We start from the raw sequence: 14,643 nt of genomic DNA, 5'->3' as shown, positions 1-14,643 counted from the left end.
CCCCCCATGACGCAGCCTTCGCACGCCCCGCTCGTACCCCGCTCCGGGCTGGGTGCGGACTACCTGGCGCACCTCGCCCGGCGCGGCACCGGCCCCGAGGAGCTGATGCGGCAGGTCGTCGCCGACGAGCTGGTCGCGGTCGCCTACCGGGGCCGCTACCTCCCCGCCCCGGTCTTCGTCACGGCCGCCGAAAGGGCCCGGCTGGCCGCCGACCTGGGCACCGTGCACACCCTGCTGACCCAGCTCCCGGAGCGGCTGTTCGGCGGCGACGCCGGCGCCCTGGCCCGCGGGGTCGGGATGACCGAGACCCAGGCGTCGGTGGTCGAGCGGGCCACCAAGGCCGGGCAGCCGCTGCTCCCGTTGGCCCGCTCCGACTGCTACCGCGACGCGGACGGCTTCAAGCTGCTGGAACTCAACATCACCAGCGCGCTCGGCGGCTTCGAGAACGCCGACATCTGCCGGGCGATGCTGACCCACCCGGCGCTGGCCGAGTTCGCCGCCGAGCACCGGCTGGACTACGTCGACACCCTGCGCGGCATCGTGCAGACCCTGTTCGCCGAGTGCGCCCCGCACATGGGCGACGGCAGCCGCCGGCCGGTGGTCGCGCTGGCCGACTGGCCGGAGAGCTTCAAGAGCTACGAGCCGCGGCTGAAGGTGATGGCGGCGCTCTTCGACGGCTTCGGCATCGACGCCGTCCCCTGCCACGTCGGCCAGATCAGCGAGCGCGGCGGGCACTTGGAGGTGCACGGCCGGACCATCGACGTGGTCTACCGCTTCTTCCTGGTCGAGGAGATCGCCACCCCCGCCGACGCGGAGCTGGTCGCGCCGGTGCTGCGCGCCTTCGAGGACGGCCGGATCGGCCTGTTCAGCCGCCTCGACGCCGAGCTGTACGGCAACAAGGGCGCGCTGGCGATGCTCTCCGACGACGAGAACCGGCACGCCTTCTCGGCCCAGGAGCGGGAGGTCGTCGACCGCTTCCTCCCCTGGACCCGGCACGTGCGGCGCACCGCCACCGACCAGGCCGGCCAGGAGATCGACCTGGTGGCGCACGCGGTGGCCGAGCAGCACGACCTGATCCTCAAGCCGACCCTGCTCCACGGCGGCACCGGCGTGGTCCCCGGCTGGACGGTCTCCGCCGAGGAGTGGCGGGCCCAGCTGACGTCCGCCGTGGACGGCCCGTACGTGGTGCAGCGGCGGATCCGCCCGGTGCCCGAGCTGTTCCCCGCCAACGAGGGCAGCGGCTCGCAGGAGCTCTACCTCAACTGGGGCGTCTTCGCCACCGACCCCCAGGTCACCGGCGGTGACGGCTACAACGGCTGCCTGGTGCGCGGCAGCACCAACCCGGAGGTCGGCGTGGTCAGCATGAACGGCGGGGCCCGGGTCGCCTGCTCCCTGTACCAGAAGGCCGACGAGGACGAGTCCTCGGAGCCGGGCGGGGCGACGTCATGAGGATCGCGGTCGTCGACGGCTACTCGACCGGACGCGCGCTGGTCTCCGCGCTGCGCAACCGGGGGAGCGCCTGCATCCATGTGCAGAGTTCGCCGGAGATGTCGGAGTACTTCACCCGCGGCTTCGAGCCCGGGGACTACGAGACCACCCTGGCCGGCGGCGGCGAGCCGTCCGAGCTCGCCGCCGAACTGACCCGGTTGGGCGTCCGACGGGTCGTGGCGGGCACCGAGTCCGGGGTGATCCTGGCGGACACCCTGGCCCACCTGATGGGCTTGCCGGGCAACCGCCACGAGACCATCGCGGCCCGCCGCGACAAGGTGCTGATGGGCCGGGTCGCGGCCGCCGCCGGGGTGGCCACCCCGCTCGGCGAGGCCTTCGACGACGCGGCCGAAGCCGAGGCCTGGTACCTGGAGCGCGGCCTGAGCGAGGCCGTGGTGAAGCCGCCGAGCAGCGCCGGCACCGACAACGTCCGCTTCTGCCGCACCCCGGCCGAGGTGCGCGAGGCCTGCCGGGTGGTGCTCGCCGCCGCCAACCTGTACGGGCAGCGCAACTCCGTGGTGCTGGTCCAGGAGCGGGTGCACGGCGTCGAGTACTACGCCAACACCGTCTCGCACGAGGGCGTGCACCGGGTGGCCGAGCTGTGGCGCTACACCAAGCGGACCGGCGGCTCCGGCTTCCCGATCTACGACTACGAGGAGCCGGTACCGGTCGGTTCGGCCGAGGCCGCGCCGCTGCGCGCCTTCGTCGGTGCGGCACTGGACGCGCTGGGCGTGGTCTCCGGGGCCGCCCACACCGAGGTGATGATGACCGCCCGCGGGCCGGTGCTGATCGAGACCGGCGCCCGGCTGGGCGGCGGCACCTCGCCCGCCCTGGTGGAGAAGTTCTCCGGGACCTCGCAGACCGCGCTCTTCGCCGACTCGCTGATCGACCCGGCCCGGCTCGCCGCCTTCGACGACAGCGCGGTCACCTGGTCCCGCGCGGTGCGCAACGTCGCTCTGATCAACCACGAGGCGGGGATGGTGCGTTCACTGGACTGGACGGCGGAGCTCGAAGCGCTGCCCACGCTGGTCGGTCTCACCCACGGAGTCCGGCCCGGTGCGCTGCTGGAGGCCACCACCGACCTGATCAACTCGCCCGGGTACGTCTACCTCGCCGCCGAGGACCCGGCGGACGTGGACCGCGACTACCGAGCGCTGCGGGCCCTGGAGCAGGGCGGCCTGTACCTCGGCGCGCCGGTGCGGAGAGGGGTGTGACGGTGCTCGCCATCGCGCCGGTCCCCGGCATCGACAACCACCAGATGCTGGTGCTGCTGCTGCAGATCGGCCTGTTGCTCGGGGTGGCGACCGGCCTCGGCCGGCTGGCCGTCCGGTTCGGCCTGCCCGCCGTGGTGGGCGAGCTCACCGCCGGCGTGCTCCTCGGACCCTCACTGCTCGGCAACCTGGCCCCCGGCCTCTCCGCCTGGCTGCTGCCCCGCGAACCCGGCCAGATGCACCTGCTGGGCGCGGTCGCCCAGTTCGGCGTGCTGCTGCTGGTGGGGATCACCGGCGCGCACATCGATCTGGGGCTGCTGGTCCGCCGCCGGCGGGCGATCGCCTGGGTGAGCGCCGGCAGCGTGCTGCTGCCGCTGGCGCTCGGCTTCGGCCTCGGCTTCGTGCTCCCCGCCGCGATGATGGGGAACGCGGGGGACCGGCCGACCTTCGCGCTGTTCATGGGCGTGGCGATCGCGGTCAGCGCCCTACCGGTGATCGCCAAGACCCTGCTGGACATGGGGCTGCTGCACCGCAACGTCGGCCAGATCATCATCGGTTCGGCCGCGGTCAGCGACATCGTCGGATGGCTGCTGCTGTCCGTGGTCGCGGCCATGGCCACCTTCGGGCTGCGGATGACCGTGGTCGCCGAGTCGGTCGGCTACCTGCTGCTGGTGCTGGCCGTCGCCGCCTTCGTAGCCCGCCCGCTGATCCGGCGGATCCTGCACCCTGTGGAGCGCGCGGCCGGACGGGAGCTCAGCCTCGCGGTCATCGTGGTGCTGATCGTGCTGTCCGCCGCGGGCACCCACGCGCTGGGCATGGAGCCGATTCTCGGCGCCTTCCTGTGCGGCATCGTGGTCGGCTCGCTCGGCAGTGAGAGCCGCCGCTCGCTGGACTCCATGCGCACCTTCGTGATGGCCACCCTCGCCCCGCTCTTCCTCGCCACCGCCGGCCTCCAGGTGGACCTCTCGGCGCTGCGGGACCCGCAGGTCATGCTGGCCGGCGCGGTCACCCTGGCGGTGGCCATCGGCGCGAAGTTCGCCGGCGGCTACCTGGGCGGCCGGGCCGGACGGCTCGACCGCGGTGAGTCGCTGGCCGTCGGCGCCGGGCTGAACGCGCGCGGCGTGGTGGAGATCGTGCTCGCCTCGGTGGGCCTGCGGCTCGGCGTGCTCACCTCGGCCTCCTACAGCGTCGTGGTGCTGGTCGCGGTGGTCACCTCCGTGATGGCGCCGCCGATCCTGCGCCGCACCACCGGGCGGATGGCCAAGACCACCGCCGAGATCGAGCGGGAGCGGGAGTTCACCGCCCAACCCGCCTGAACATCCGTCGGCCCCACCCGACCCGCCTGCAAGGAGCCGTGACCCCGTGACGGTCGAGGACATCGCGTACGTAGAGCTGTACACCAAGGACAAGGTCCGGGCGGTCCGGCACCTGGTGTCGGCGCTGGGGTTCACCCGGGTCGCCGACTGCGTGGAGGTGGACCGCAGTTCGGTCCTGCTCCGGCAGGGCGCGGTCCAACTGGTCGTCACCTCCGGTCGGGGCACCTGGCGGTTCCTGTCCGACCACGGGGAGGGCGTCGCCGACATCGCCCTGAACTGCCGCTCCGTCGAAGCCGTCCAGCGCGCCGCGCTGGTGGCCGGCGCGAGCGTGCGCCGCTCGGCGCACGGAAACCCGGTCGTGGCCGGACCCGCCGTCTTCTCCCACACCCTGCTCCCGGCGAGCCCGGACGGCGGCCTCGCGCTGCCCGCCGGGCGGCGTTGGGCCGCCACCCCGGGCGCACCCGCCCACCCGACCGGCCAGGTCCACGGGTTCGACCACCTGGCGATCCGCTGCCCGGCCGATCGCCTCGCAAGCTACGCGGCCTTCTGCGAAGGGGCGTTGGGCCTCGTGCCGAGCTCCCCGGCGGAGCGGGAAACCGGTGGTTCCACCGTGCTCAGCGGCGGATCGGGCCGGGCGAGCCTCGTCCTCAGCGCCGCGGCCTGGAGCGAGCCCGGAGTCCACCGGATCGTCTTCAGAAGTGCACCTTCCGATCTTTCAACTCCACTGGAAGGCAAGGAATATGGTGACCCCTGGAGTTACCTGTTCGAGCGTCATGCGCTCGTGTAGCCTCGTCGACGTGGCCGATCGCATCGCGACCGGCCCTTCTGCTGATACTCCCGTCGGGTCGCACGCGCGGGGAGGAGGGTCGTGATATCGACGATCTCCGGCGACGCTTTCACCGCCGCCTCGGCAGCGACCGACACCCTGCTCGCCGAACTCACCAGGAGCGGACGCATACCCCTCCGGCTCGCCTGGTCCCGGCTGACCCCGTGGGAGTCGATCCTGGTGCAGCACGTGCTGGGCCGGTCGGACGTCGAGTTCGTCGCCACCGCCGAGCCGCCCGCACCGGGCCTGGTGCCGGTCACCCGGTCACCGCTGGCCGGACTGAACCTCTGGGGGCCCGGCGAGCTGCCCGAAGCGGGCGCCGAACGGCTCGGCGGCCTGCGGGTGCCGCAGGAGCTCCTCGACATGGTGGCCGAAGAGACCCGGGTGATCGAGGCCCGGGAAGCCGCCGACCGTGCCGAGGTCGAGGCGCTGCTGCGCGAGTGGGAGAAGAACGGCGAACTCGACGGCCGACTGGTCCGGCTCGCCGACTGGGTCGAGCGGGTCGAGACCGTGTACATCCTGATCGGCCGCGAGGTCTTCTCGAAGTCCGACGCGGGAACGAACACCCTGACGCGGGAAGGCCTGCTGGCGAACCTCCGGGAATGTCCGGTCGACACCTGGCGGCCGGCCGACCGGCTGTTCGTCGTCCTGGCCTACGCGCTGTTCCTCAGCGGCCGATCGGTGCGGTTCGAGGAGTTCAACGGACGCCAGCTCTCCGCCACCGGCGTGCGGCAGTTCCTGCTCGACCGCAACGCCCAGTACTGCGCCGCCCTGGAGCGCGATCCCGGCAACCCCGCGGCCCTGCCGCTGCTGGAACTCGCGCAGCTGATACGTGAGTTGATGCACCAGGTCGACCGCTCGCAGCTGATGCGCTACCGGCGCATCAACGGCCTGACCTTCGTCAAGAACGAGCACATGCTGGAGTTCCCGCTCCCGCGCGACCCCCAGGCGATGCCCGACCTGATCGCCCGCCACGGGCAGTCGAACCTCGGCGTCACCCCGAGCGGCGACGTCCGCGAGGACCTGCGGGCGATGACGGTGGCCGCCGTCGCCCTCGACGCCGAGGCCGCGTCCGAGGAGGTCCGCCGCGAGCACAGTGCGGTCGGCGAACTGCTCGGCGCGATCGTGCTGTCGTCGATCGTGACCACCGACTCCGACTACGGCATGAGCAGCTCGGTGCGCGACCTGAACGCCCTGCGCGGCGCGCAGCCGGGCGGGCCGGACGGCGTGTTGGCGCTGAAGAAGGGCGACTTCTTCTGCTGCTGCCTGCCGAACCCCACCCGGATGGCGCACGTCGGCGAGGAGACCGGCCCGATCATCTGGCGGGCCGCCCAGCGGATGATGTACAACCGCTGGCACTTCGCGCCCGGCGAGTACGACCGGACCGAGATCCCGGAGAAGCGGCACTACTTCTTCCCGCCGCAGATCCCGGACATCGCCGAGCACTCCGAGTTCCACCACGGGGGCCATGTCGCCTCCCGGGTGCGCTACACGCTCCGTGCGCCCGGCGCGCAGGTCTGGCACCCGCCGTTCAGCGCGTTCGGCCGCGGCTACCGGGGCTGCTACGACATCCGGCTGGTCCGGATGGAGGGCCCGCCGTTCACGATGACCGAGCTGGTCGACGCCGTCCGGCACTGCTCGCTGGTCGACGAGATGTGGCGCACCCTCGCCGAGGGCCTGCAGGACGGCACCCTGCCGGTCGGCCCGGTCGGCGGCTTCGACAAGGCCTGGTACGCGTCGCAGGCCTGGGAGCGGCTGCGCCCGTATGCTCTGGCCGCCGGCGACCTGGCCGGTGTCTCGCCTGCCTGACCGCAGCACCGTCATCCCATCCTCTCCCCACCCTCCAGGAGGACCAGCACCGTGGCTGATCAGAGCGCGGGCTCCACTCTCGACCTCAGCGCGCCCGTCCCCGACACGCTCAGCACCGTCGCCATGACGGAGTGTCAGGACAGTGTGCACCGGATCAGGTTCCGGGTCGGCGACGAGCTCCGTTCGCTGACCCTCGCCGAACTGGACCGCGGTGCGGCCCGGGTGGCCTGCCACCTGCACGCCGCCGGGGTGAAGGCCCGCGACCGGATCGGGATCACGTCCCGCAACCGGATCGAGTGGGTGCTGCTCGACCTGGCCGTGACCAAGCTCGGCGCGGTGGTGGCCGGCCTTGAGCCCGGCCGCCACCGGCCGGAGCAGGTGATCGCCGACTTCGGTCTCACCCTGCTGTTCGCCGAGGACGGGCCGGAGGAGGACGGCATCCTGGACATCGCCACGGTGGCGGCCTGGGCCGAGGACGCCCAGGCCGACCCGGCGTCACTGCCGGCCCGCCTGCCGTACGACCCGGCGGACGTCTTCGCGATCAAGCAGACCTCGGGCTCCACCGGCGTGCCCAAGGGCCTCGAGGTGACGGTCGCCAGCGTCAACCGGTCGATCGCCGCCGTCCAGGAGATGTTCGACCACCGCGACGGCGACAACGTGCTGGTCTTCCTGCCGGTGCGCTTCCTCCAGCAGCGCTACTGGATCTACTCGGCGCTGGCCCACGGCCACGACCTGACCCTGGCCGACCGGGCCAACGTGATCGAGGTGGCGCAGGCCACGAGTCCGACCGTGATCATGGGCGTGCCGGGCTTCTACGAGCAGGTCAAGGCCCGGCTCGAGGCAGCCGGCGCGCCCGCGGACCCGGACGGCCGACGGGCCGCGGTGCAGGCCGAACTCGGGGGCCGCATCCGCTACCTGTGGACCGGCTCGGCCCCGGCCGGCCGGGCCATGCTGGACTTCTTCAACGACTGCGGCGTCCCGCTCTACGAGGGCTACGGCCTCAACGAGACCTGCATCGTGGCCAAGAACCACCCCGGCGCGTACCGGGTCGGCAGCGTGGGCAAGGTGCTGCCGCACAAGCGGATCCGCTTCGACCGGGACGGCATCCTCATCGTCGGGGGCCTCGACCCGGTGAACACCCGCTACACCTGGTGCGGGCCGGGCGCCAACGAGAAGACGTACCTGCCCACCGGCGAGGTCAAGACCTTCGACATCGGCCACGTCGACGAGGACGGCTTCCTCTACATCGACGGCCGCGTGGACGACATCGTCACCCTCAGCGGGGCGCTGAACATCCTCGTCCCGGCGGTCGAGGAGCGGCTGCGCGAGCTGCCCGAGGTGCACGACTGCGCGGTCTTCGGCGACGGCAAGCCGTACCTGACGGCGGTGGTCTCGCCGGCCGCCGCCGACACCGACCCGGAGGCGCTGGCCGCCGCGATCGGCCGTCTGAACGACGAACTGCGCTACGAGCAGCGGATCTACGGCGCGGTGGTCGCGGGGGAGCGGTTCTCCGTCGACAACGGCCTGCTGAACGCGCAGTTCAAACTGGTGCGCAAGGAGATCAGCCGAGTGTACGGCGACGATCTCGACCTGGTGTACCAGAAGCACACCGTGTACAACGACGGCACCGAGGACGGACTGCCCGTCCTGGTGACCGCAGCGGTCGGCCGACCGCGCACCGACAAGTCGGAGGAATGATGGGCTGGGAGAAGCTGGCGGACACGGTGCTGTCCAACGACCGGGTGACGCTGCGTCGGGTCCGGATCGGTGACGTCGAGGAGTTCTCGCGGATCGTGTACGAGCCCGAGACCTGGGAGTACTTCGTCACCCGGATCGCCACCCCGGAGGACCTCGAAGGCTTCGTCGAGACCGCGGTCAAGGACAGCCTGAACGGCACGCGGATCGTCTACGCCATCGTCGACAACGCCACCGGCCGTATCGTCGGCTCCAGTGCGTACGGCAACCTGGCCAAGGCCGACCGGCGGGTCGAGATCGGCTGGTCCTGGGTCTGCTCGGCCGCCCGGCGCACCGGTATCAACCGGGCCGCCAAGCTCGCCCTGCTCGACCACGCCTTCGGCGAACTCGAATGCGAGCGAGTGGAGTTCAAGACGGACGTGCTGAACGCCGGGGCCCGCCGCGGGCTGGCCGGGATCGGCGCGACCGAGGAGGGCGTGCTGCGCAGCTTCAACTACATGCCCGGCGGCCGGCGCCGCGACGTCATCTACTACAGCATCCTTCGCGACGAGTGGCCCACCGTGCGCACCGAGCGCTTCGGCGGCCTCACCCGGGGCTGACCGGGCTCCTGCCGGGCATCTCCGGCCCCATCCGGAGACGACCCGGCTCCTGCCGGGCATCTCACCGCAGTTCACCAAGGGGGACATGCACACCGTGGACACCGAGGACTTCGTCTTCGAGGGCAACGGCCAGAAGCTGACCGCGACCCGGACGGCTCCGGCCGACGGCTCGCGACCGGCCCTGCTGGCCCTGCACGGCCTCGGCGAGACGTCGAGCCGCCACCGGATCCGCTACCTGCTCGAAGAGCTGGAGCCGACCGGCCTCGGCTGGCTCAGCTTCGACTTCTCCGGCAACGGCGACAGCACCGGACTGCTGCGCGAGTCCACCCTGCGCGGGCGGCTGGCGGAGACCCGGGCCGCCGCCGCCCACCTGGACCAGGACCGCGGACCCGTGCTGGTCGGCACCAGCATGGGCGCGCACCTGGCCGCCACCCTGGTGCCGCACCTGCGGCCGCGCGCCCTGGTGTTCTTCTCTCCCGCGGCCTACCCGGCGTCAGCCGCCGACTCGCCCTTCGACGGCAGCAGCCTCGCCCGGCCCGGCAGCTACCCCGACTCGCCGGCCTACGCCGGCCTGGCCGACTTCGACGGCGACCTGCTGATCATCGGCGCCGCCGAGGACCAGGTGGTCGCCCGGACCGTCGTCGAGGGCTACCTGGACAGCGCCAAGCGGGCCCGCTCGGCCGAGGTCCTCTGGCTGGAGGGCTACGACCACTTCGTCCACCGCCGGCTGCCCGACGAGCCCGCCGACCGGGAGCGCGTGGTGCGGACGATCCTGCGCGTGCTGTCGGCCTCGGTCTCGATCCCGTCGCCCAGGCCGGCGACCGACCCGGCAATCGACCCGCAGAGGAGCTGAACACGATGGCGATCGAACCCAACTACCTGAAGCGGCGGGACCTGGACAGCCTTCGAGCGGTGGAGGCGGCGTTCACGTCCGGACCGCTCGCCGACGCGCTGGAGACCGCACCCGACATCGAGCGCCGCACCGGCCTCACCCGCGAGGAGTTCGCCGGCGAGTACCGCGCCAAGGGCCGCCCGGTCGTCCTCGAGGGCTACGCCGCGAACTGGCCGTCGGTGCGCGGCTGGAGCTTCGACAGCCTTGCCGAGCGCTGCGGGGACGTCCCCGTCGTGGTCGACAGCTACAGCAGCGCGGCGGCGAAGAAGACCACCTTCGCCGAGTTCGTCACCATGCTCAAGGAGAGCGCCGGCACCGGTGCGGCCCCGATCTACCTCCAGGAGTGGTACTACAAGACCACCACCCCGGAGCTGGCCGACGACATGCCCGAACTGGACATCGCCCAGTACGACTTCCGGCGCAACCTGTACGGCGACGCGGCCTCCATCAACCACCAGCTGTGGCTCGGCCAGCAGGGCGGCATCACCCGACTGCACCAGGACTCGTACTCGGTCGACGTGCTGCACGCCCAGATCGTCGGCGAGAAGCTCTGGTACGTCATGGGCCCCGACGCCGAGCTGCTCCCCGGTCCGGACGGCGAGCTCGACGTCCAGGCCCTGCTCGACTCGCCGGCCACCCAGCTCACCCGCTTCGTGCTCAAGCCGGGCGACGTGCTCTACCTGCCGGCCTGGTGGTTCCACCGGATCGTGCTGCTCAGCGACTCGATAGGGCTCGGCCGCAAGGCCCTGGACGAGGCCAACCTGCAACTGCACGTCCGCCAGCGGATCGGCGAGCTGCTCGCCCTCGCCCTCAACCCCGAGGAGCTGAAGGTGACCCACTCGGAGCTGTTCGACGTGGTGATGGCGCGCGGCCGGGCCCTGGCGCACCAGATGGACATCGATCTCTCCCGCCTGCGCCAGTAGGACCCGGGATCCCGAGGTCCGAGTACTCGAGTTCTGGAAAGGCAGTTCCCGTGACGGGACGACACGTACTGTTCGTCGGCGGGCCTGGGCACGAGGTGCCCAAGGCCCGTCGGCTGGGCCTGCGTTACTCGATGGTCCAGATCCCCGAGCGGGACGACGCCGACCACCGGGCGGGCGCGGAGCACTACGCCGTGCTCGACTACCGGCAGTGGGAGGAGATCCTGCCGGTGGTCCGGGAATGGCACGCCGCCGACCCCTTCGACGCGGTGCTGTCCTTCACCGAGTACGGCCTGGAGCCGGCCTCCCGCTGCGCGATCGACCTCGGCGTGGCCGGCGACAACCTCCAGGCGGTCCTGGCGACCCGGGACAAGACCCGCACCCGGGAACTGCTCGACCGCCACGGCCTCAGCCCGGTCCGCCACCGGGTGTGCGCCGATCCGGCCGAGGCCGGCGCGTTCATGGCCGCCCTCGGCGGCGGACCGATCGTGCTCAAGCCCACCGCCGGCGGCCTCAGCGAGGGCGTGTACCTGGTCACCGAGGAGAGTCAGGTCGCCGAGCGCTGGACCTGGACCACCCGCTGGACGGACGGGCCGGTCCTCGCCGAGGAGTTCCTCGACGGGCCCGAGTACAGCGTCGAGTCCATCTCCCGGGACGGCAGCCACGAGATCGTCATGGTGACCGAGAAGCTCACCACCGGCGCCCCCGGCTTCGTGGAGCTCGGCCACCAGCAGCCCGCCCGGCTCGCCCCGGAGGTGCGCGAGGCGATCGACGCGCTGGTGCTGCGCTTCCTCGACCTGATCGGGCAGCGCACCGGCCCGGTCCACACCGAGCTGCGGGTGACCGCGGCAGGCCCCCGGCTGATCGAGGCGCAGACCCGGGCCGGCGGCGACCAGATCTGGGAGTTGACCGAACTGGTCACCGGCGTGGACGTGATCAGCGAGACCTTCGCCGGTCTGCTCGGCCTGCCCGCGCCCGCCCGTACCCCGCGCGCCCAGGGTGCCGCGATCCGCTTCCTCGCTTTCGAGCACACCACCGTCGGCGAGGTCCACGGACTTGAGGACGCCCGGCGGGCACCCGGCCTGGTGCGCATGGCCTCCACCCTGAGGCCCGGCCGGGTGCTCACCGACCTGGCCTCCTCCGACGCCCGGCAGGGCTACGTGATCTGCGCGGGCGAGTCCACCGCCGATGCCGTCGCCAAGGCCGAAGCCGCCCGCGACCTGGTCCGGCTCGAGCCCGCCGCGCAGCAGGCCGTATGAGCGAGCCGACCCCGGCCGACGCAGCCACTGCGGCCCGCAGCAGCACCCGTTCCATCACGCTGCACTACTTCATGACCAACATGGGCCTGTTCGGCCTGCTCTCCACGCTCGCGGTGTCGCTGACGGCGGCCGGCTTCAGCGGCGGGCAGACCGGCTTCCTGATCCTGGTCTTCACCATCGCCAACAAGGTCTCCAAGGTGCCGCTGGCGCGTTGGCTGGACCGGATCTCGGCGGCCCTGTCGGTACTGCTCGGCTGCCTCACCGCGGCGGTCGGCTTCACCGGACTGCGGATCGCCGGCGGACTGACCGCCACCGCCGTCACCCTCGCGCTGGCCGGCCTGGGCGTCTCGGTCAACGCCCTCGCGAGCAAGCAGCTGGCCGCCGAAGCCAGCGACCGCAGTGGGGACCGCGCCCGGCTGTTCTCGCTGATCAACATCGCGGTCAACGTAGCCTCCGCACTGGCCGCCCCGGTGGCCCTGTTCTTCGTCCAGCGCCACCAGCACGACCTGGTGCTCAGCGGAGTCTCGGCGGTCTACTGCCTGGCCGGCCTCACCACCTTCCTCAACTACCGCCGCCTGCGGATGGACGGCCGGGTCCGCGCGCCCGACTCGTCGCTGCGCGGCTACCTCGACATCCTCGCGCTCCCTGGCATGCGCTCGTTCATGCTGATCAACCTGCTCGGCTGGTGCTGCTACGGCCAGCTCTTCAACGCGCTGGCCCTGCACGTCTCCTCCGACACGAAGGCCACCGACCGCCTCGGCTGGCTGTACACGCTGAACGCGCTGCTCATCGTGGTCGCCCAACTCGGCGTCACCCGGCTGACCGAGAAGCTCTCCAAGGGCCGACAGACCATCACCACCGTCGCCGCCTACACCACCTTCGCGCTGGCCTTCACCACCGTCTACCTGATCCCCGGCTTCGCCGGCGCGGTGGTCGGCGTGGTGCTGTTCACCGTCGGCGAGATGATGTTCGTACCCACCATGGACGTACTGCTGCTCCGGCTGCTCGGCGACCGGAGCCGCGCCCTCGGCTACGGCGTCTTCTCGATCGGCAACGCCCTTGGCGAAGCCGTCGGCGGCGGCCTCGGCGTGGCGGTCTACCGCTGGCTCGGCGACGACGGGCGCGGCGCCGACTTCTGGCTGTTCGCCGCGGGGCTCGCCCTGCTCTCCGCGCTGCTCACCCAGCGGCTGCGGGTGAGCAGCCCCGGCCTGCGCGCGCTCACCGGCCACGTGAAGCCCGCGGTGGCCGTCGACTGACGATCCGGTCCGGGGCGGGCCGTCCGGGGCGATCCGTCCGGGGCGGGCCGTCCGGTGAACGGCCGACTCATGCTCCTGCGGCACCGAACAGTTCCACAAGGCGAAGGACGCGAGATGCGAGTACTGGTGGTGGGCACCAACCGGATGTGCCACGACCGACTGCACGACCTGGGACACGAACTGGTCCTGCTGATGCCCCGGGGCCGGGCCCGCCCCGAGGACGCCACCGGCGCCTACCGTCACACGGTCATCCTCGACGCCGCGGCCCCCGAGCTGTGGGTCGCCGTCGCCGAAGTACTGCACGCCGCCGCCCCGTTCGATGCCGTGGTCGCCTTCAACGAGCACACCTACCGGATCGTCGAGGCCGTCGCCGACCGGCTCGGCGTCCCGACCGTGGTCGACGTCGAACTCTTCGAGCGGGTCCTCGACAAGTCCCGCACCCGGGAGATCCTCGACCGGCACGGCGTCCCCGGCTGCCGTCACCGGCTCGCCCGCGACCGCGAGTCGGTCCGCACCGCGGTCGCCGCGATCGGCCTTCCCTGCATCGTCAAGCCGGTGGACGGCGAGGCCAGCGCAGGCGTGGCCCGGATCGACACCGCCGACGACCTGGACGCCGCCCTGCAGCGCCTCGGCGAGCAGCAGCTCGGGCGCGGAGTCATCGTCGAGGAGTTCCTGGTCGGCGAGGAGTTCAGCGTCGAGGCCATCTCGACCGGGACCCGTCACCACGTCCTCGCGATCACCAAGAAGTACAAGGACGCCCGGACCTTCGTCGAACGCGGCCACCTCGTCCCCGCCCCGCTCGCCCCGGCCGCCGAGGCCGCGATCACCGCCTACGTGGAGCGGGTGCTGGACGCCCTCGGCTTCCACGACTGCCCCTCGCACACCGAGCTCGTCCTCACCGCCGACGGCCCGCGGGTCATCGAGACCCACAACCGGATCGGCGGTGACTCGATCATGGACCTGGTCGAGCTCGCCACCGGCGTCGACGTGCACGAGCTGGTGGCCCGGCAGGCCGTCGGCGAGGACGTGTCCCCGCTGCTGGCCGCCGCCGGCACCGAAGCGCGTGCGGCCGCCGTCTGGTTCGCCGACCCGTCCGGACCGCCGAGCAACACCCTCACCGAGATCCGGGGAGTGGAGGAGGTCCGCGGCCTGGCGCACGTCCACCGGGTCGACCTGCTCAAGCAACCCGGCAGCCCGCAGACCACCGTCCGGCAGAGCTCCGACCGCTCCGCCGCCGTCCTGACCGTCGGCGCCACCGCGGCCGAAGCCCTGCACCACGCCCAGGCCGCGGTCGCCGCCCTCCGCTTCCACTACACCTGGACGCCCGAGGCGACCGACTGACCCCCGTACGCCTCCACCTGCGGGGCTACCG

12 protein-coding genes are annotated in these 14,643 nt (G+C 72.1%); all 12 read left to right on the top strand.

Annotated features, from left to right (window positions below):
- Positions 1-6 precede the first annotated feature (6 nt).
- The 12 genes from MRBLMG1_RS05230 (at position 7) to MRBLMG1_RS05175 (ending at position 14,612) form a co-directional block, all read left to right on the top strand.
- On the top strand, positions 7-1,449 hold the full coding sequence (locus MRBLMG1_RS05230) for a hypothetical protein (protein WP_367821192.1): 1,443 nt from the start codon (positions 7-9) through the stop codon (positions 1,447-1,449).
- Positions 1,446-2,702 (top strand): hypothetical protein, encoded by a 1,257-nt coding sequence (locus MRBLMG1_RS05225; protein ID WP_367821190.1) that lies wholly within the window; start codon positions 1,446-1,448, stop codon positions 2,700-2,702. Before MRBLMG1_RS05230 ends, MRBLMG1_RS05225 begins: the two co-directional genes overlap by 4 nt.
- Positions 2,699-4,015, top strand: coding sequence for a cation:proton antiporter (locus MRBLMG1_RS05220; RefSeq protein ID WP_367821188.1), 1,317 nt, complete (start codon positions 2,699-2,701; stop codon positions 4,013-4,015). The genes MRBLMG1_RS05225 and MRBLMG1_RS05220 overlap by 4 nt, the downstream gene beginning before the upstream one ends.
- Before the next feature lie 46 nt (positions 4,016-4,061).
- Positions 4,062-4,802: a hypothetical protein gene (locus MRBLMG1_RS05215; RefSeq protein ID WP_367821187.1), complete on the top strand. Its 741-nt coding sequence runs from the start codon at positions 4,062-4,064 to the stop codon at positions 4,800-4,802.
- A gap of 81 nt (positions 4,803-4,883) precedes the next feature.
- Entirely contained in the window at positions 4,884-6,650 is a 1,767-nt protein-coding gene (locus MRBLMG1_RS05210; RefSeq protein WP_367821185.1) for a hypothetical protein, read from the top strand.
- Between the two features lie 51 nt (positions 6,651-6,701).
- Positions 6,702-8,348 (top strand): AMP-binding protein, encoded by a 1,647-nt coding sequence (locus MRBLMG1_RS05205; RefSeq protein WP_367821183.1) that lies wholly within the window; start codon positions 6,702-6,704, stop codon positions 8,346-8,348.
- On the top strand, positions 8,345-8,944 hold the full coding sequence (locus MRBLMG1_RS05200) for a GNAT family N-acetyltransferase (RefSeq protein WP_367821182.1): 600 nt from the start codon (positions 8,345-8,347) through the stop codon (positions 8,942-8,944). The genes MRBLMG1_RS05205 and MRBLMG1_RS05200 overlap by 4 nt, the downstream gene beginning before the upstream one ends.
- Before the next feature lie 85 nt (positions 8,945-9,029).
- Complete coding sequence (locus MRBLMG1_RS05195; protein WP_367821180.1) at positions 9,030-9,797, top strand: alpha/beta hydrolase; 768 nt, start codon at positions 9,030-9,032, stop codon at positions 9,795-9,797.
- 5 nt (positions 9,798-9,802) lie between these two features.
- The gene (locus MRBLMG1_RS05190) at positions 9,803-10,759 is read left to right on the top strand and encodes a cupin-like domain-containing protein (RefSeq protein WP_367821178.1); all 957 of its coding nucleotides are present in this window, start codon (positions 9,803-9,805) and stop codon (positions 10,757-10,759) included.
- Positions 10,760-10,809: 50 nt separating this feature from the next.
- On the top strand, positions 10,810-12,015 hold the full coding sequence (locus MRBLMG1_RS05185; RefSeq protein WP_367821176.1) for an ATP-grasp domain-containing protein: 1,206 nt from the start codon (positions 10,810-10,812) through the stop codon (positions 12,013-12,015).
- A complete protein-coding gene (locus tag MRBLMG1_RS05180; RefSeq protein ID WP_367821174.1) occupies positions 12,012-13,271 on the top strand; it encodes an MFS transporter in 1,260 nt (419 codons plus the stop codon). Before MRBLMG1_RS05185 ends, MRBLMG1_RS05180 begins: the two co-directional genes overlap by 4 nt.
- Before the next feature lie 114 nt (positions 13,272-13,385).
- Positions 13,386-14,612: an ATP-grasp domain-containing protein gene (locus MRBLMG1_RS05175; RefSeq protein WP_367821172.1), complete on the top strand. Its 1,227-nt coding sequence runs from the start codon at positions 13,386-13,388 to the stop codon at positions 14,610-14,612.
- Positions 14,613-14,643 lie beyond the last annotated feature (31 nt).

Origin of the sequence: Streptomyces sp. LMG1-1-1.1, from assembly GCF_040815545.1 — a bacterium.
GTDB lineage: Bacteria > Actinomycetota > Actinomycetes > Streptomycetales > Streptomycetaceae > Streptomyces.
This window is presented reverse-complemented; position numbering and strand designations above follow the sequence as displayed.

Excerpts from the sequence above, each read along its gene's own strand:
- MRBLMG1_RS05175 (WP_367821172.1), top strand. The coding sequence starts at position 13,386 with ATGCGAGTACTGGTGGTGGGCACCAACCGGATGTGCCACGACCGACTG.
- MRBLMG1_RS05190 (WP_367821178.1), top strand. The coding sequence starts at position 9,803 with ATGGCGATCGAACCCAACTACCTGAAGCGGCGGGACCTGGACAGCCTT.
- MRBLMG1_RS05230 (WP_367821192.1), top strand. The coding sequence starts at position 7 with ATGACGCAGCCTTCGCACGCCCCGCTCGTACCCCGCTCCGGGCTGGGT.
- MRBLMG1_RS05200 (WP_367821182.1), top strand. The coding sequence starts at position 8,345 with ATGATGGGCTGGGAGAAGCTGGCGGACACGGTGCTGTCCAACGACCGG.
- MRBLMG1_RS05195 (WP_367821180.1), top strand. The coding sequence starts at position 9,030 with ATGCACACCGTGGACACCGAGGACTTCGTCTTCGAGGGCAACGGCCAG.
- MRBLMG1_RS05225 (WP_367821190.1), top strand. The coding sequence starts at position 1,446 with ATGAGGATCGCGGTCGTCGACGGCTACTCGACCGGACGCGCGCTGGTC.
- MRBLMG1_RS05180 (WP_367821174.1), top strand. The coding sequence starts at position 12,012 with ATGAGCGAGCCGACCCCGGCCGACGCAGCCACTGCGGCCCGCAGCAGC.